Genomic DNA, 17,912 nt, shown 5'->3' with positions numbered 1-17,912 from the left:
AGGTTGGATACATGCGTAAAGGAAAGTTAAGCAGTGATGCGCCATTCGGGACGTTGTTAGGCTATGCGCCCGGTGGCGTGGCGATTTACTCTTCAAATTACGGCAGTCTGGACCCGCGTAACTACCCGGAAGACGCGGACTTTCGCAGCTATATTGGCAACGAATACATGGGCCACAAGTGGCAGTGCGTTGAGTTTGCCCGCCGTTTCCTGTTCCTCAACTATGGCTTCGTGTTTACCGACGTCGGCATGGCGTGGGAAATCTTCTCCCTGCGCTTTTTACGCCAGGTGGTGAACGATAACATTCTGCCCCTTCAGGCTTTTGCCAACGGCTCGAAGCGCGCACCGCGCGCCGGGGCGCTGCTGATCTGGCAAAAAGGCGGCGAGTTTCACGAGACCGGCCACGTGGCGGTGATCACCCAGCTTCTCAACGATAAGGTGCGTATTGCGGAGCAGAACGTGATTCACTCCCCGCTGCCGCTTGGGCAGCAGTGGACGCGCGAGCTGCGCATGACCGTGGAGAATGGCTGCTATACCCTTCATGACACCTTCAGCGATACCGAAATTCTCGGCTGGATGATCCAGACGGACGACACGGAGCACAGCATTACCCAGCCTGAACCGGACGGTGAACTGCTGAAAATCCGCGGTGCGCGGCTGAAAAACAAACGTCAGTTCGACGGAAAATGGCTGAACGAAAATGACGCGCTGCAGCAGGCATATATCCGCGCCAACGGCCATGTGATCAACAAAGATCCCTGCCAGTACTTCACCATCACCGAAAGCGCCGAGCAGGAGCTGATCAAGGCCACCAACGAACTGCACCTGATGTACCTGCACGCGACGGACAAGGTGCTGAAAGACGACAATCTGCTGGCGCTGTTCGACATCCCGAAAATCCTCTGGCCGCGCCTGCGCCTCTCCTGGCAGTGGCGTCGCCACCATATGATCACCGGTCGTATGGATTTCTGCATGGATGAGCGCGGGATTAAGGTCTACGAGTACAATGCCGACTCCGCGTCTTGTCACACAGAAGGCGGGTTGATCCTCGAAGAGTGGGTCAAAAACGGCTATCGCGGCAACGGGCACAACCCGGCGGAAGGGCTGCTGGAAGAGCTGACCGGCGCATGGAAGCACAGCCACGCGCGGCCGTTCGTTCACATCATGCAGGACAACGATGTCGAAGAGGACTATCACGCGCTCTTTATCCAGCGCTCGCTGATGCAGGCCGGGTTTGAAACCAAAATTCTGCACGGGCTTGGCGCCCTGAGCTGGGATGCCGCCGGGCAGCTGATTGACGACGAAGGTCGCCACGTCAACTGCGTGTGGAAAACCTGGGCGTGGGAGACGGCGATAGAGCAGATCCGCGAGGTCAGCGAAACCGAATACGCCGCCGTGCCGATCCGCACCGGGCATCCTGAGGGCGAAGTGCGCCTGATTGATGTTCTGCTGCGCCCGGAAGTGCTGGTCTTTGAACCGCTGTGGACCGTTATTCCCGGCAACAAGGCGATTCTTCCGGTCCTGTGGCAGCTGTTCCCGAACCACCGTTACCTGCTCGACACTGATTTTGAGGTGAACGACCTGCTGAAGCAGACCGGCTATGCCGTCAAGCCGATTGCCGGACGCTGCGGCAGCAATATCGATCTCATCAGCGCCCAGGACGAACTGCTGGATAAATCCAGCGGCAAGTTTGTTGACCGCAAAAATATCTACCAGCAGCTGTGGTGCCTGCCGAACGTGGACGGCAAGTACATTCAGGTCTGTACCTTTACCGTGGGCGGAAATTACGGCGGGACCTGCCTGCGCGGTGATGACTCGCTGGTGGTGAAAAAAGAGAGCGATATCGAGCCGCTGATTGTACTGAAGGATAAGTAACGTGCATCTGCGCTAAAAAAGCCCCCGCAGGGTATTCTCTGTGGGGGCTTTTTGTTACTGCGCTTCCTCGTCCTGCTGCGCGCTGGTTTTCAATTCGATGATGCGTCCAATCTGGTCATGATAAACCGTCAGCAGGTTGTGCTGGCTCATCTCCGAGATGAGCTGCGGTGAGACGTTAAAGCTGCGGGCAAGTTCGTCATGATGCAACAAGCCCGGCTGACGTCGTCTTACGTTCGCGCGGCGGCGGTTGTACTGATACCACAAAATCAGCAGCCAGCCGTTGAGCGCGGCGAACAGCAAATAGATCAACACCGTATTAAAGGAGGCAATAATCACGCTCCACCGGTGGTCGCTCTCCTCGGTTAACTGCATCCACAGCCTGGCATACAGGAAGAACAGAAACCCGCCCCACGCCACCACGGTTAACGCGGCATCAAAAAGTCGTGGCAGCAACCGATGTTCAGTCAAAATTAAGGTATTTTCATTCATTGAAGGCTTCCTTTTCCCCTGTCCGGACTGATCCAGCGCGCGCGGGCGCGCTGACGTTTAAGCATGACTTTTGGAAATGCGACGAGGGTGGTGAACAGACCAATCATCCAGTAGACCATCGGGAACCAAATCACCCAGAAAAGCGAGCTGGCCACCTTGCGCTCATAGCGCCGCTCGATGTACAAGCTGACCAGAAACTGCAGCAGGCACATCACGCCCAGCAGCAGCCCGGTAAACGCCGGGGGAAACAGGGTTTCAACGGTCAGCCTGGCGGGAATGGGCGCGACGTGGCTGATGATGTACAGCAGCACCGTTATCGCATACGCGAAGGCCCACAGCGTTGACAGCGCGTACTCCAGAAACAGGGGCCACATGCGGTGATGCTCCCAGCGCGCCATCTTGCGCAGGTTGACCAGAAATACCTCCGCGCCGCCCTGTGCCCAGCGCAGACGCTGCTTCCACAGGCCCTTCAGCGTCTCCGGCATCAGGATCCAGCACAGCGCCCGCGGCTCGAAAAAGATATCCCAGTGGCGCAGCTGGAGCTTCCAGCTGATGTCGATGTCTTCGGTGATCATGTCCGGGCTCCAGTACCCCACGTCCGCCAGCGCCTGTCGGCGAAAGGCGGCGATGACGCCGGAGACGGTAAAGACCCGGCCATAGATCCGCTGCGTCCGCTTGATGAGCCCAATGATGGACGAAAACTCGCCAACCTGAATGCGGCCAATCAGCGTGGAGCGCGTGCGAATGCGCGGGTTCCCGGTAACCGCCCCGACGTGGGGATACTGAATCAGCGGCGCGACCAGATAGGCCGCGGTGTCGCGGTCGAGCAGGGCGTCGCCGTCAATGCAGACCAGCAGATCGCCCCGGGCCGCTGCCGCCCCGGCTTTGAGCGCCACCGCTTTTCCCTGGTTCTCCGCGAGGTTAATCACCCGCAGACGCGGCTGCTCCATTGCCAGCTGCTGCAGCACCTGCGCGGTGTTATCAGACGAGCCGTCGTTGATGGCGATCACTTCAATATTCTCGTACCGCTGAGCCAGCGCGGCGCTGATGGTCTCTCTGGCGTTTCTTTCCTCATTGAAGCAGGGGATCAGAATTGAGATGAGCGGCTCGCCGGCGAGCGTCGGGGCGGGCGTGTCTTTATCCCACGACCAGCGGCGTTCAAGCTGAAACCAGAAATAGAGGCCGCCGGTGACCCAGAGCACGGACATAAACAGCGGCCAGAAGAAGACAAAATCCAGAATCAACTCGCCGGTAAAGAGGGCGGCCACCCCTAACGGCAGCCCGAATACCAGACACAAAATTGAAAAGGCGATTATGCGATCAGTCATTGTCAGGGTACCAGTAGGAAGAAAAGACGGGCCTGATGCGCGAGATATCAGGCTGGTTATTGATGAAATCGTCAGGGTAGTAGCCGTAGTTTTTGATGCCGTTCAGCTGGAGGACGCGCATCCACGCCGCAAGCTGACTGTCGGAGACGGCGCGCTGCGGCTTCTGCTCCCAGTCTCTGGCCTGCAGCTCGAAAATGGTTTTATCCAGCGCGCCGGGCCGCGCGGCGACGGCCTTGATCAAACGCGTCAGCCAGGCATTGCTCTCGTTCGCCGGAACGGACTCCATCAGCGGCATTGCCATGGGCACCGTCCAGTCATAGGCCGCCAGAAAATCATCGAGATTCTGCGCAAACCACGCTTCGCTTTCGGGCTGCAGAATGGGAAGGACGAACATATTGCGCGCGGTTTTTATCTGCGGGCCGCGGATGTGCTTCACCGCCTGGCTCAGAGCGCGGGTAAAACCGATAAGCCTCCGGCTTTTCTGGCGCGTCGTGTCCTGCCCGGCAGCGTCAACGTCCGTCAGTACCGCATCGTCATGGAACAGGATCCCGTTGAAGCTGGCATAGCGGGCCAGATCTTCATAGATTTCCGTCACCTGCAGGCGAACCTGCGGGTCCCACGGTGAAAGCCTGATGTAGGGCTCATTGGCCTCGCGCAGCTGGCCGGTTCGATCGTCCCGGCGCTGCACGCGCGGCAGGGCAGGATCGAGATCGAACGAGAGCACCGGCATCCACGCGTAGACCTTCACCCCCGCGCGGGTTTGCAGCTGCCAGGATACGAAGTTAAAGAGATCGGCCCGGACCGGAAGCCGGCGGTTGGGGAAATAGAGCGCCCTGATCCTGCCATCGCCCTGCGGGTCGGCAAACGCCTGCAGGAAGACGTGGCTGATTTTCATGTCGTAGACCCGCTGGATCAGCCTGTTGATGTTTTGGGTCTGCTGAGCCGGATCGGGATCGTAAACGTAGTCGAGATCGACGTGCATCACGCGCACGGGATCGTGCTCCTGAACCCGGCTGACCGAACTGGCAAACGCTTTGAGCGAGGGGTTGCCGGCGATCAGCAAACGGGGAATGCTACCGAGATTGCGCACGTCACCCAGCCCGTCCTCCAGAGTAAAGGCGAGCCGATAGCCCTGCTGCCTGGCGATGGCGAGCGACGTACCGCTGGCGGCACCGTAAGGCCAGACCCAGGCGCGCGGCGCTTTGCCCGTCACCTGCGCGATTTTCTCCGTCACCTTGCGGACGTCATCGCCGATCCGCTGGCTGAACTGCTGGTCAGTTTCATAGCGCCCCGTCGCTTTATCATAAAAGCGGTTGGCGATGGCCGGTTCGCGGCTTCCCTGCGGGTTGGCGACGATGCCGTAATGCGAGGCCCAGGTATGCGATCCGATCTCAACCAGCGGAGACTGGCTGAGCTCGCGCACCATGTCCCAGGTCGCGAAGCGATCCCGGGGCGTCATCAGGCCGCCAAAGTTCACCTTCTGGTTTGATGGCGTATCCACCCAACTGCCCACCGGCGCCCAGAGCGCAGGCACGTTCCAGGCCTTAAGCAGCGGCCAGACGCGGGTGTAGAAGCTGCTGTAGCCGTCGTCAAAGCTGAGCAGAACGGCTTTCGGCGGCAGCGATTTTTTGCCGTCATGCGCGTCCAGAATGTCCTGCACGCTGATGGCGTGATAGCCGTTGTGCAGAAGCCAGCTAATCTGCTCGTTTAGCGCGCTGGTGCGCACGGAGAGGTAGCGCTGATCGGCGGCATCGTCTTCGACGTCGTGGTAGGCCAGCACCAGAAACTGGTTCTGCGGCCAGGGTTTGCTCGCCTCCGGCTGCGGCCGCTCGCTGGGCGCAACGAACGAGATCGCCTGCGCCCAGACGCTCGCGCTGAGGCAGAGCCAGCCGATGAGGATCAGGCTCACGGAAAAACGTGTGTTCAGCATATTCATCCTTAAAAGCGTAAAGTCGCGTCAAGCGTGACGGAGAGGTTGCTCTCGCGTTTGCCGTCGTAAGGGCGTTTATCCCAGTTCAGCATCACGCCGGTATCAATGACGTTATTCCACTGGACGCGTTGCCCGTAGCCCAGCAGGGCGATGGCGCCAACGGACTGGTTTTTCTGCCAGTAGCTGCCGCCTCCCGCCACCAACTGCTGGCTCCAGAGGGTGTCGTAATGGCGGTACATCTCATGGTCCACGGACAGGGCGGCCGTCACGGACAGATCCCGCGCCGGGTTGTAATAGAGCGTGTCCCGCAGGCTGTTTTTACTGGCGGCGATCCCCGGTTCAAGATCCAGCGTCAGGGTCGGGGTCTGCCAGAGACGCTCCTTACCCGTAAGGGTGTATTCCTGTCGGCGATTATGGTCTGAGAAGCGGCTGACGGCGGCGCTGAACTGGTAATCACGGCGCTCGTTTTGATACCAGCGGATCCCGCCTTCACCCCGGTTGGCGCTAATCCCGTTGCGTAATGCCCGTAGCGGCGCGCTGCGGGATAAGCGTTCAAGGCTGCCGCTGACCTGCCAGTTATCATTGAGAAAGTACGTGGTTGAGAGGCGAGCACCTGGCTTGTTTTCACCGTGATAGCGGTTGCTGGATACCTCGGCTTCGAGCTGAAGGTCGCGAGGACGCCACTCGACGCCGCCCAGGAGGTGACGGCTGGTGCCTTTGCCTTCATCGAAATTACCTTGCGCATAGCGGGTACCCGCAAACAGCCGCCAGCTATCCGCTACCGGTGGACCATAGAGCGTGGCATCCCCGTTCAGGTCGTGCGTCCCGCTGATGGGGTTATCGGAGTGCAAGCCCTTGCTCGCGTTAAGGCGCAGCTCGGACATGTGATGCACCGTTCTGAGCCTGTCCAGACGCCTGGCGCTGCGAGCAACGGGCGCGCGGGCAAGCACGTCGTCGGCCAGTAAATCCATCTGCCGCCACTCCTGCAGATCCATGGCGACGTAAGCCTGCTGCTGTTCCAGCTCCAGATTAGATGGCTCCAGCGCCTCCGCCCTTTTTAACGTTTGCTCGGCCGCGCGCGGCTGGCCCCGCGCCTGAAGCAGGGTGGCATAGTCAATCTGCAGCCCCTGATTGCCCGGCGCCGTTGTGGCCAGACGGTGCGCCAGCTTATCCGCATCCGGCAGGGCGTTGGTTGAGAGCAAATAGTTAAATTTGAGCGACTGCCCGGTAAGCCACCGATCGTTGGGCTGCGGAGTGGGCGAGCCGAAATCGTAGCGGATCCACGGAACGCTGCGGGTCTGGCGCTCTACGTACTGGCGAGCGGCCTGATACTGCCCCGTGTCCAGCCAGGCGTAGAAAAGCGCATGCTCCTCGTCCTGCGGATCGGCGGCGTATTGCGGATAGCGTTGCAGCAGCGAGAAGGCGGCAGTGGCGTTTTTCTCCTGCAGATACGCGGAGATAGCCCAGCCGATGGCCCAGCCCGGCACCGGATGCTGCGCCTCCGTCAGCGCCTGATATTCACGGATGACCTGCGGGTAATCGCCATGCGCGTACAGCGCACCCAGCCTGTCGATACGGGCGAGGATGATGTCTTCCGCTGCCTGCGGTTCGTGTTGCCAGCGTGAGAGCAGGGCGTCGTAACGATTCAGTGCCGTTTGCGCCAGCTGCAGGCGCTCCTTTTCCGTTCTGCCAGGCACGTCGGCAAGGCGAACCCATTCTGCGGCGGCATTAAGCTCCAGACGGCGGCGCTGCGCGGGGGTCAGCGTTACCCTTTGTGACAGCATCAGCGCGGGAGTACTCACCCGGTTATCCGTTAGCGCGTCAATCAACTCGCTAAGGAGCGCGTTATTCTCCGGCGCGAGGGTCAGCGCGCGCGTGTCCGCTAAAAGCCGATCCCAGCTTTTTCCCTGGCGTAACCAGACGTACGAGAGCGTCTGAAGATGCGCCGGAGAGGGATCCTCCGTCACCAGCTGGCGGGCTTCCTGCAGAGCGAGCGTATCCATGCGGGCATCGGCCAGGGTTTTGATATAGCCGATACGATAATCGTCATTATGTGGCGCAAGGCTAAGCGCCTCTTTCCACAGTGATAAGGCAGGCTGCCACGCTTTTTGATCTCTTCTGGCTTGCGCGACAGCCGCAACGCCGCGAGCGGGCAGCGGCATATAAATGCCATAGCGCTGCCAGAGCTGAATCACCTCGTCATGACGACCTGCCCATGCAGCCACCTGTAACCAGTCCGCCACTTGCTCGGGCGTCAGAGCATGCTGTTGCTGATACCGCTGAAGATAATTGAGAAACGGCGTGTAATTACCGTTACGTGCCTGTTGAATCTGTTGCTCATAAACGGATTCCGTTGCCTGAGCGAGAACAGGAAACAGAAATAGCAGAAACAATAATCCTGGGGCGCGATAAAAGAATAACGTATTGAAGCGAAGCGATCTTTCCATATCTATTTGCCATTTGTTTATCATGAATCCATTGCATAACACGGCCGCCTTTTAACGCTGCGTTAAAGGCCATTAATGAGAACATTAAATCTGAATGCAGTAACGTTATGGGGTACTTACTTTAAGGTAATTATGGAACCTCCTCTTTGGGGACTGGGTGGAAGGTAATGTACACCTGATATGTTGCCGGATAAATATGGTGAAAAGCAGAGGGGTAGTTTTGGGATAATTCTGGAATGAGATGTCTTTTGTGATTATTTTGAATTGAATCTGTATTTGTAACTATTTGATATTGATGTATTTTATTTATGTCTTTTTGAGTTTGTTTATATTCCTGGCGAGGTTTTATTGTAGCAATTAAAGTACTTTCTGGTGCATGTTTGGGAAGTTTCATGACAAAAAGTCTTAATGTTCAGCGAAGTGACTTTTCTGCGATTGTTTTTTATTTATAATTAACGCCAGCCATTGAATGAAAGTCTACAGGAAGTCTTACTCATCAATGTCTGTATTGAGGGATGTTCAACGCCAGAATACATATTGTCGTTAATATTACAGCGCTATAAAACGAAGGCGGCCTTCTTTCTGAAGGTGCGTTCTTGCTTTAATCTAAAAGGGATGGTTAGTGGCAACTTCAATAGTGTTAGTGACCCAGGATCGCTATCTTGTCAGGGGGATGAGGCTATTTTTCCCGGATATTATCCTGCTCGACTCGATTGACAGAAACATATTTGATAACGGTGCAGATGAATATTCTGTGTTGATTGATAGCCGTTCTCCGCTCCGTTTATATGATTACCTGATACGCCATCCGGCCAGAACAAAAAAAACGATCTGCTGCGTTATGCTGGATATGCGACATCGCGAGGAGAATCTACTCAGTATGAAGTTGTTTATGAACACGTCGCTTACGGCGCCGGATATGGCATCGTTATTTAACCTGGTGCTCAATATGAAGGGCAGGCGTCTGACCACCAAGTGGCTGCTTAACTTACGGCTTGGCACGCACGAAGCGATCATGCTGCGGTTGTTGAGGGCAGGGATGTCGATGGAAGCGATTGCCGATGAACTGAACACGTCGGTGAAGAGCCTCTATCGCAAACGGACAGCGCTGTCGGAACGCCTGGGGGCGGAGAACTTCAACGAGGCGTGTTTGTTTATCTTTAAAAACAAACTGCTGGATGCGGTTGGGAACGATCCCTGAATTCCTGAGAGCCTAAAAGCAAAAACCCGCCACAAGGGCGGGTTCTTTTACTGGAAGTAATTCAGAACGACCAGCGCAGATTAGCGTTAACCGAGTTGACGCGGGTATCCGCACCATATTGCCCCTGATAACCCACATCCAGCGTCGCAGCACGTGACAGCTGTACGCTCACGCCGATATCACCCACCATCACGTCCTCATCCACGGCCTGCCCCTGAGTAATGAACGCGTCGCTGCCCGCAAACGCCATACGCGAAGAGGTATTCTTATCGCCATAGGCGTGCTGCCAGCCCAACGAACCGTAGAGGTTCACGTTCTTTGGCAGCTCGGTCACACCGCGCACCCCGAGGGTGGAGTAGAAGGTGTTCATCGTTTCGTTACTTACGCTCAGCGCGGCGGCACCGCCGTCTTCCCTGAAGCTGTCGGTATGCAGTCGAATGTACGATAAATTGACGAACGGCTCGATATTCATATCAGGCTGGCCGAAGCGGTAACCCGCTTCGGTGAACGCCAGCAGCGAGTTGGCGTCGTAATCCGACTTCAGCCGATCTGAGAAGCCGCTGAAATCAACGCTGCGCTCGCCTTCGATCTTGTGCCAGGTGTAACCCAGCGCGCCGCGAAGGGAGAACGCATCCTGTTGACCCGCCGCATACAGGCCAAGGTGGTAGTTATCGGTATCCGTTGAGGAACGACGGCTGTCGACGTCGTAATCACCGCGGCTGTAGCCGAAGTAGCCACCGACACGCACGTTATGATCCGCCAGCTTGCGATCTGCCCCCAGCAGGAAGCCGGTGGTGTTGCCGTCCAGCTTGCCCACGTTACCGTCGCCGTCGTTTCGGCTCCAGGAGCTGAAGGTCTGGCCCCAGACGCCATTGTTTTGTGGCTCCGGCTGCTGGACCAGCGACATCGCTAACGGTGGTATCGGCAGGCTGTCGTTATCAAACGCGCGCTGCATACGCTGGTTTAAGACGTTAAACACCTGCGTGCTGCCGGCGATCAGGTTGGACTGCATTGACGGATAAACTTCACCGGACAGCTGGTTGAACGCCTCGCGCGCTTCCGGCGCGCTGAGTACCAGCAGCGAGTTATACAGCGCCAGCGACGGGCCGCTTTGCGTCAGGGTGGAGAGCGCGCCGGCAGTATTCCACTGGTTGCTGCTTTTGGCGACGGTCTGGAAAATCCCCGGCTTGCCGCTGCCCGGATTCTCACTGCCAGGGTTTTCTCCGCCCGGGTTCTCACCGCCCGGGTTCTCACCGCCTGGGTTTCCTCCTCCTGGATTTTCACCTCCCGGGTTTTCGCCTCCAGGATTCTCGCCGCCGGTCTCTTTCTGCGCGATGGTCAGATCGACGGCGTTGGTGCTCTGGTTGAGCGCCACGTCCAGGAAGGCGGATTTAGACACCGCCCCCGCGAACTGACCGTCAATTCCCCCGTCGGAGGTTAAAATGCGGTAGCTTTGGCCCGTTTTGTAGCTGGTTTGCGGATCCAGCGCGGTGACCTGTACCTGAGCCCGATCGCTGATGGTCGTTTTGCCTGCGACCAGCAGCTGGTCGCTGCGGCCATCACCGGCGATATCGACGTCATAGAAAGAGTCACCCACAAAATTCAGATAACGTTTCAGCGTCAGCGTGCCGATATCACCATCCCCTGGCGAGATATGCCCGCCGGAAAGGATCTCGGTCTGGCCCAGCGTGCCGTTCCCTCCCAGCGTTCCGCCGGCCTTGATTGAGGCGGCGCTGCTGTAGCCCAGCCCGTCGCTAACGTCGGATCCCGCCGTCGCGTTGAGGATCAGCGTCCCGCCGTTCTCGGCGCTAAGAGTCTGAATATCAAAAATATCGTCTTCTGGTTGGGTGTTGATGTTGCTGGCGATAATGACTTTGCCACCGCGCGCGGTCACGTTCGCCTGAAGGGATGAAAGATCGCCATTCAGCGTTGTCTGCCCGGAAGTATTGATCACCTCCCCTTCGCCGCTCATCTTGTTGCTGAAGACGTAATTTTCGTCGGTATGGTTGAAGTAGACATAGCTGCCGAACAGCCCGCCGCGCAGGCTGATTGCCGTATTCGCATCGAGAGTACCCGCGCCGCCCGCTGTGCCAAGCGTTGGCTCAGTTAAACCCGTTCCGGTGTCCATATTGCCGCGGCTGCCGATAATGAGCGCACCCCGGTTCGAGCCGGAACCCGAGGTCCCCACGATCAGCGTATTGCTGCCAGCGGAAAATGAACCGCCGTCAATCACCGACAGCACGCCATTGCCATAATCGCCCACGCTCACGCTGCTGCCGCTGGTAAAGCGCGAGTCTTTGCCCGCAATAACCAGCTCGGCGGTTTTACCTGCCCCGGAGACGCCCGCCACCTGCACGCCGCCAACGTTAACCGCACCGCCGTTCAGCACGTCCAGGTCGCCATAAAGCGTCAATGTACGGCCAACGTTCCACTGTGAGCCGCTCCCCGTGACGGTGGCTTTCGGGCTTAGCGTGTCGATTTCACCCGGCCCGGTACCATTGCCGATGCGCGCATCGTAGGCGGTGCTGAGCGTCGCGCCGTCTTCAATCGCCAGCGTGGAGCGTGCCCCCAGATCGGTACCTACGCTGAGAAAATTACTGGTCACGCGAGAGCCGGCGCCAGTGGCGATAAGGTGACTGTCGTAGCCGCGGGTGGTGCCGACAACGATTTCTTTTGCGCTGGCCAGCGCGCCTTCTTCGACTCGCAGGGTGCCGAGGCCAAGATTGAGGTCGCCGCGCAGGACGTACTGATCGTTCACTGCGTTAAGCTCAGCGTTTGGCCCACGGACCGTGACCACGCTTTCATAAATTTGGCCGTCGAACAGCCGACCGATGTTGATGTTATAGGCGGTGATTTTGCCATTATCGATCAGCAGGTTTCCGGGTTGATTACGTCCAACGTAAACATCTCCGGTGTAACCCAGCGTTTCGGTTATACGCGCCTCGCCATCAAAAATGGCATCGGCTGCGCGCGCGAAATCGGCAGGTGAAAGCAGTAACAGTGGCGCGGAAAATAGAGCGAGGTAAAGTCTGGAAAGCGGCGTCTTAACCGCTAAAGCATGCGATGTAGAGTTATTCACGGGCTATCTCCGTACTCATTAGCGTGATGTCTGGAAAATCGTTTTTATGAAAACTCAGATACGTCAGAAAATATAAAAGGCGTTATTTATGTACGCCTTTTCATTTGCCATTAATTATTTATGCGTGACAACAGGGGTACAGGTTGGTGCGCTGAGCGTCGGGGCGGATCCTAAAATCCCCGGCATCATCATTGATGAGCAATCGAAAATACGCCCTTTTTCCGTCGTAGCGCGATAAGACAGTTTTTGCCCTCCCAGTGCGTCCGGCTGGGCGCCATTAACATTGGTCACGGTTATTTCATCCGATGAGCCCAACCCCAGCATTTTCGCGGTCTCCGCCTGCAGGAGTGGAATAGCCTGATCGGTTTTTAGCGTGGAACAACCGGCGAGCATCAACGTAACGCTTAAAAAGATGAGTGGTTTTTTCATAAATTATCCTTGATATCCAATCAGTTAATTTCACTGATTGTATTTATGTTTTCAATTACCCAAATCAGCGAATAATATATTTCCCTTTCCTAATCGAAAAAACCCTCCTAAAGTAGGGTGGGTAGATAATAATTCATCTGTACACTCAGATATGCGAAGGTAAAAGGAGGATCCTTTGGGGCAGAATTATGCGTTGGTCGTTGATGACCATCCATTGGTAGCAAGCGGCATCGCTAATTTTCTGATTTCACATTGCCAGTTTAAACAGGCGAGCGTGGTGACGAATGAGGAAGATTGCTACCGTCAAATTAGGGATAATGGCCCGCCGCGTTTGCTGGTAATCGATTTTTGGCTTTCGTCCGGCACGGCACTGAAATTACTCAAAGAAGTAAAACAACATTACCCACAGGTACGGTTCCTGGTGGTCAGCGGGGACGACAATAATGACATCTGGCAGAAAATTCACGCCGCCGGGGGACACGGATTTGTATTGAAAAGCGAACCACCTGAAATGTTCTCACGGGCCGTTTGTGCACTCCTTGATAATCTGACCTGGTTTCCTGAGAGAAACGATTTTCCCGTTGAATCGAATAATGAGAAGTTAAGTAAATTTAACTTAACGCCGCGACAAATAGACGTTTTAAATATGATTATGCGCGGCCTGCCAAATAAACGAATCGCCGCGCAGCTTTCAATTTCTGAGCCCACGGTCAAAGAACACATCAGCAATATATTGAAAAAGATAGGCGTTAACAGCCGGGTCGAAGCCATCACGCTTCTGCATGGCAAGCGGGAATCATCAGAATGAGGTTTTTCCAGAGTTTACAGAAAGATGGTATCTCATCTCCCGCGCAGATCCGTTTGCTAAACAACACTTTTTTGCGGCTGGTGTTCAGCTTTAGCGCGGTGCCATTTGTCGGTATTCCTTTTGCCATCTGGATCTATTTGCTGGGCGATGAACTTGGCCCAACTATTATCTGGATAATTATTTACCTGCTATTTGCCGTGGCAATCCGCATATTGCACCGACGCTACCAGCGCGAAGTGAAAGAGCATGATGAAGAGGACGTCCTGCGCCGCTGGCTTCCGCGCATAAATAAGATCGCTTTTATTCACGGGCTGGGGATTTCATCTCTCTATTTAATTACTCCGCAGACGCAGAACTTTGACTTTTTCCTGCTCCTTAATATCAGTATTGCCGCCATCGTCGCCGCCAATGCAACGCATCTGACGCCGGTCATCAGCACTTTTACGTGCTTTTTCTTCGCCTCCTGGGGAGTATTGAATATCGGCATCATCTGGCGGCTGGACGAGCTGATATTCATTGTGCTGATGCTGAACCTGCTGTACGGCTTCGCCATTTACCGCCATGCGTTAACGTCGCACGCGTACTTTATTCAGCAAGCGCTGCTTGAGGAAAAAAGCTCACGCCTGGCAGAACAGTTTCGCCAGGCCAAAGAGGAAGCGGAGCAGGCGCTGCTGGATAAAAATCAGTTCCTGACGACAGCCAGCCACGACCTGCGTCAGCCGGTACACGCCATGGGCTTTCTGATCGAAGCGATTATCCACCGAAACCGGGACGACAGCCTGACGCCCCAGCTGCTTGACCTGCAGCAGAGCGTTCGCTCGGTGCATTTGATGTTCAATTCTCTGCTCGACCTCAGCAAGATTGAATCCGGGAAAGTGCTCACTGCCCCTACCAAAGTGGACATCGGCGCTCTGCTCGACTCGGTGATCACGCTGTTTCGCGAAGAGGCCAACAGCCGTGCACTTAGGCTGTCCACCCGTCGACCCAAACGCCGCATCCACGTGATGGGCGACCCGCTGCTGGTGCGACAATCGCTGATTAACCTGATTCAAAACGCCCTTCGCTACACGCAGCAGGGCGGCGTGCTGGTTGCCATCCGACCGCGCGGTGACGAGTGCCTGGTGGAGGTGTGGGACACGGGTGTCGGTATCGCTGATGACGAGAAAGGTAAAATCTTCTCCCCTTACTACCGCCCCGAACTGGCCTGGAAGATCGACAGCGCCGGACACGGGCTGGGCCTCGCCGTGGTTGCCCGCTGTGCCAGGCTGATGAAGGTGAAGTACGGGATGCAATCCATAGAAGGTAAAGGCTCACGCTTCTGGATGCGCTTCACTCAATATGCTGGCGAAGAGAACGCGACGGACATCCCGCCCGCCGATAACAACGCCTCTGCGCCGGTACGCTATGCGCCGCTGCGCGGTTCTTGCCTGGTCGTCGATGACGACCCGCTGGTGACGTCAGCCTGGGAGAGCCTGATGAGCGTTTGGGGAATCAAGGTGCGTTGCGCGGCTTCCGCTGAAGAAGCGTTCGCCATCATCGACGACGGCTTCACCCCGTTCGCCGTGCTGTGCGACCAGCGCCTGCGATCCGGCGAAAGCGGCTTCGACATCCTGAAAGCGCTTTTTGAACGTCTGCCGGACATGAGCGGCGCGATGGTCAGCGGCGAGTTTAATTCGCCTGTTCTGCTGGAGGCGGAGCAGGAAGGGTATCTGGTGCTGCGCAAGCCTCTGGAGCCGGCTAAACTGCATGCGCTGCTGACGCAGTGGTCAGGATGTCGTGGATAGGGGAATAGATAACAGCAGCAGCGTTGCGCTTCACTGTTGGGCCAGATAGTACGCGGTGTCCTGCTGTGATGCCAATGTGTCGGTATGGTTGAGCTGCTGAGGCAGGATTTCGCGGGCCTGATTAATGATTTCATCGTGCATGATTCAGCCTCCTGTGGTGATCTGCATGTTGCTTCTACCGGGCAGGGCGGGAGATGTTGGAAACGGCCCCGAAAGGAGCCGGTGTGGTTGTTACCAGCGGAGTTCTGATGTTAGCAAGAATGCCACCTCTTTGGCTCGCTCCTGTAAGTCGTAATCGACTTGCATACTGATAGGAATATGAAAATCCGTTACGGTGAACAAATCTGTGTAGCCAATCTCCTGGCGTAACCGCTTCCGGGGAGGCAAGAATCTGTCAGGAGGCCCGAATTGTGAATGCACCCAAGACCGCACCATTTCAGGTTGTAGTGGTGATGGCAGCTCATTAGGGAATTTATAGTTCGTTTTCTTCTCATTCTGTAAAAAAAGCTCGATAGAATAAAGCGTTGTACCGTCTCGCTTAAAAGCTAAGTAAATACCTTCATTCATCATGCTTAACGTTAGATCAGGATCTCCCGGATAGCCTGTCGGCTTGGTCTTGTAGGGAATCAATCCGGCATCAAAAATTTCCTGATACGGCTTACCTAAGCAGCGAATCAATGCTTCGACATTAACGGTCATTAGTATAATCCCTGTTCCTGATTTAATTGATGCATCTTAGCTTTGGCTTCATCGATTTGACTATCTGTTACGCCACGCTCTTTAAGCTCGGGGCGTATGGTCTCAATGTCTCGTTCGACAGCTGCTCGCAAATCTCTGGAGTCTTGCTGTATTTGCGTAGGGCTATTTCTGCCGCCATAAGTGGCGCTGAGTTTTTGGTGAATATCAGCAGGAATTATGATGGACGCAACGTCTTTCGCCATACGGTCAATTTCGGCCGGTTTTGCGTCTGGGAATTCGCGTCGTAAGTAGGCCCGTACTGCTGCGGCTGAGGGCATGTGATCAGCATGAGTACCGTTTCGTGCTCGACCTATGAAGTTACTATATAAGTCTACTTCAAGCAGTTCCACAGGAGGCTTGCTGAGATAGATGTAGATTGGCGGGTGGACGTTGCCCGGAAACACCAGAATGTAGTCCCGGAAGTCCTTTTCCTCTGGCGGTGGCGTGGTGGTGATAGTCACGCCCTGAATGTCAGGATGCTCAAGTCCCGGTATCGCTAACGTTCCGATCTGCGGGCTATGGTTCCCAGTGTTCCACCCGCTGGCATCTCTACTGCCCGGTGCATCAGCTGGTGTCCAGGTTATCTGTACCTTTCCGCCCGGCCCGTTGCCCCAGAAGCGGTATTTTCCGTCAAACCGCTTATCCATCAGCCTGACTCTCACCTGATCGCGTCCGCTCTCCGGGCTGGTGTGATACCCCACGGCCTTCAGCCGTCCGGTTTCCGCGTCTTCCACCCAGTTATAGCGTACCCGCGTTGGCACCGTACCGCCGCTCCGGGCTACTGCCAGCAGTTGTTCAGCTGTTAACAGGTCAGATTTTTCACCTTTCAGCATTGAGTGCAGCACCGCACCCATGACCACGAACGGTAAATTCAGCTCAAACCTGCTTTCCCAGACCGCTGGCCCGGACAGGTGTTTCATCTGGTACGTCAACGCCTTTGCTGCGTCCTGATTCAGTCTTGCTGTAGCTCCGCCAGCAGATGCAGCCATACCCGCCTCCGCACCACCGGCTACTACCACCGGAGATGGGGGAAGTGGCATAGCTTCCGCTTCACCGAAGAAGAAGCCGCTTACCCTGTCGAAGAGGGATTTTTTCCTCTCAGGAGCTGCATCTGCCTCCCCGGAGGAGGTCTTAGCCTTTTTCGCCGCCTGTGCGTGCTGTTCCGGTTCGCTGCCGTAAGACCTTGGGGAGGGTTCCGGGGAGGCTGGCAATGATTGGTAAAAACTCATCGCTGCAAAGTTTGCCTGGGGTTCGTTCCCAATTCCTGCGTCGGTACACCCAGCTCCACGCAGGCAGGATTTCGCAAAAACGGGGACCGGATTGATTAGCACTTCATCGGGCTTCGTTCGTTTTTCAATCTGCTCCCGTTCTGCCACGCGCCCGGCATTACAGTCACTTTCATAAGTGTGTGAAAATACAGTCGGAACGAACCGGGCCCGGCAGGGGCAGGAGCTGAAGCTATCCAGTGAACCCGCCCACTCTTTCGGGGCACCGTTCACCGAATAGGTGTCTCCCATACCGCCACAGACGCGGAATCGCCCCTCATGCTTCCCGCAAGTCACCGGGTCGCCGACCCGGACCTGCTGACGTATCACGCCGCCAGTCTCATAGGTATCATCGGATGCACCCGAGAGAATGCGCCCCCCGCAGGTGGTTTTATCCAGGTGATACAGGAAAAAACCTGTTGCCATAATCCCTCATAAATAATATGGGTTTGGTGCACATAATATCCAAAAGTTGACTAAAGCTAAATTTGGCAGGTTAAAAAATATCGGTTTGAAGTGGGGTCAGGACAAAGACCTAAG

General features: G+C 56.1%; 13 protein-coding genes. 4 read left to right on the top strand and 9 right to left on the bottom strand.

Annotated elements, in window-relative coordinates; all coding sequences use genetic code 11:
* Window positions 1-11 precede the first annotated feature (11 nt).
* On the top strand, window positions 12-1,874 hold the full coding sequence (gene gss / locus OKF39_RS19875; RefSeq protein ID WP_479983287.1) for a bifunctional glutathionylspermidine amidase/synthase: 1,863 nt from the start codon (window positions 12-14) through the stop codon (window positions 1,872-1,874).
* 54 nt (window positions 1,875-1,928) lie between these two features.
* Here gss and pgaD read toward each other — a convergent pair whose 3' ends face one another.
* From pgaD to OKF39_RS19850, 5 genes are all read right to left on the bottom strand, one after another.
* On the bottom strand, window positions 1,929-2,363 hold the full coding sequence (gene pgaD, locus OKF39_RS19870) for a poly-beta-1,6-N-acetyl-D-glucosamine biosynthesis protein PgaD (RefSeq protein WP_045260787.1): 435 nt from the start codon (window positions 2,361-2,363) through the stop codon (window positions 1,929-1,931).
* Window positions 2,360-3,691, bottom strand: coding sequence for a poly-beta-1,6-N-acetyl-D-glucosamine synthase (gene pgaC / locus OKF39_RS19865; protein WP_479983286.1), 1,332 nt, complete (start codon window positions 3,689-3,691; stop codon window positions 2,360-2,362). The genes pgaD and pgaC overlap by 4 nt, the downstream gene beginning before the upstream one ends.
* Window positions 3,684-5,621: a poly-beta-1,6-N-acetyl-D-glucosamine N-deacetylase PgaB gene (pgaB, locus tag OKF39_RS19860; protein WP_479983285.1), complete on the bottom strand. Its 1,938-nt coding sequence runs from the start codon at window positions 5,619-5,621 to the stop codon at window positions 3,684-3,686. Before pgaB ends, pgaC begins: the two co-directional genes overlap by 8 nt.
* A gap of 8 nt (window positions 5,622-5,629) precedes the next feature.
* Entirely contained in the window at window positions 5,630-8,068 is a 2,439-nt protein-coding gene (gene pgaA / locus OKF39_RS19855; RefSeq protein ID WP_479983284.1) for a poly-beta-1,6 N-acetyl-D-glucosamine export porin PgaA, read from the bottom strand.
* A gap of 130 nt (window positions 8,069-8,198) precedes the next feature.
* Window positions 8,199-8,462 carry a hypothetical protein gene (locus OKF39_RS19850; RefSeq protein ID WP_479983283.1) on the bottom strand — a complete coding sequence of 88 codons (264 nt, stop codon included), beginning with the start codon at window positions 8,460-8,462 and terminating at the stop codon, window positions 8,199-8,201.
* Between the two features lie 279 nt (window positions 8,463-8,741).
* Between OKF39_RS19850 and OKF39_RS19845 the strand changes: the two genes are divergently transcribed.
* Window positions 8,742-9,269, top strand: a complete 528-nt coding sequence (locus tag OKF39_RS19845; RefSeq protein ID WP_045260784.1) for a helix-turn-helix domain-containing protein — start codon at window positions 8,742-8,744, stop codon at window positions 9,267-9,269.
* Window positions 9,270-9,330: 61 nt separating this feature from the next.
* Here OKF39_RS19845 and OKF39_RS19840 read toward each other — a convergent pair whose 3' ends face one another.
* Together OKF39_RS19840 and OKF39_RS19835 are read right to left on the bottom strand one after the other, a co-directional pair.
* Entirely contained in the window at window positions 9,331-12,348 is a 3,018-nt protein-coding gene (locus OKF39_RS19840) for an autotransporter outer membrane beta-barrel domain-containing protein (protein ID WP_479983282.1), read from the bottom strand.
* A 114-nt stretch (window positions 12,349-12,462) separates the two neighbouring features.
* Entirely contained in the window at window positions 12,463-12,777 is a 315-nt protein-coding gene (locus OKF39_RS19835; protein WP_028014394.1) for a lipoprotein, read from the bottom strand.
* 175 nt (window positions 12,778-12,952) lie between these two features.
* On the opposite strand from OKF39_RS19835, the gene OKF39_RS19830 reads away from it, so the two are divergent.
* Window positions 12,953-13,585: a response regulator transcription factor gene (locus tag OKF39_RS19830; protein ID WP_248203913.1), complete on the top strand. Its 633-nt coding sequence runs from the start codon at window positions 12,953-12,955 to the stop codon at window positions 13,583-13,585.
* Window positions 13,582-15,369, top strand: coding sequence for a hybrid sensor histidine kinase/response regulator (locus OKF39_RS19825; protein WP_479983281.1), 1,788 nt, complete (start codon window positions 13,582-13,584; stop codon window positions 15,367-15,369). The genes OKF39_RS19830 and OKF39_RS19825 overlap by 4 nt, the downstream gene beginning before the upstream one ends.
* Window positions 15,370-15,600: 231 nt before the next feature.
* On the opposite strand, the gene OKF39_RS19820 is transcribed toward OKF39_RS19825, so the two are convergent.
* Both OKF39_RS19820 and OKF39_RS19815 read right to left on the bottom strand, forming a co-directional pair.
* The gene (locus OKF39_RS19820) at window positions 15,601-16,068 is read right to left on the bottom strand and encodes a DUF6392 family protein (RefSeq protein ID WP_063943102.1); all 468 of its coding nucleotides are present in this window, start codon (window positions 16,066-16,068) and stop codon (window positions 15,601-15,603) included.
* Window positions 16,068-17,798: an S-type pyocin domain-containing protein gene (locus tag OKF39_RS19815; protein WP_479983280.1), complete on the bottom strand. Its 1,731-nt coding sequence runs from the start codon at window positions 17,796-17,798 to the stop codon at window positions 16,068-16,070. The genes OKF39_RS19820 and OKF39_RS19815 overlap by 1 nt, the downstream gene beginning before the upstream one ends.
* Between the last annotated feature and the right edge of the window lie 114 nt (window positions 17,799-17,912).

The sequence above is a fragment of the Enterobacter cloacae complex sp. HYC042_NIDB genome (genome assembly GCF_056673315.1).
This window is presented reverse-complemented; position numbering and strand designations above follow the sequence as displayed.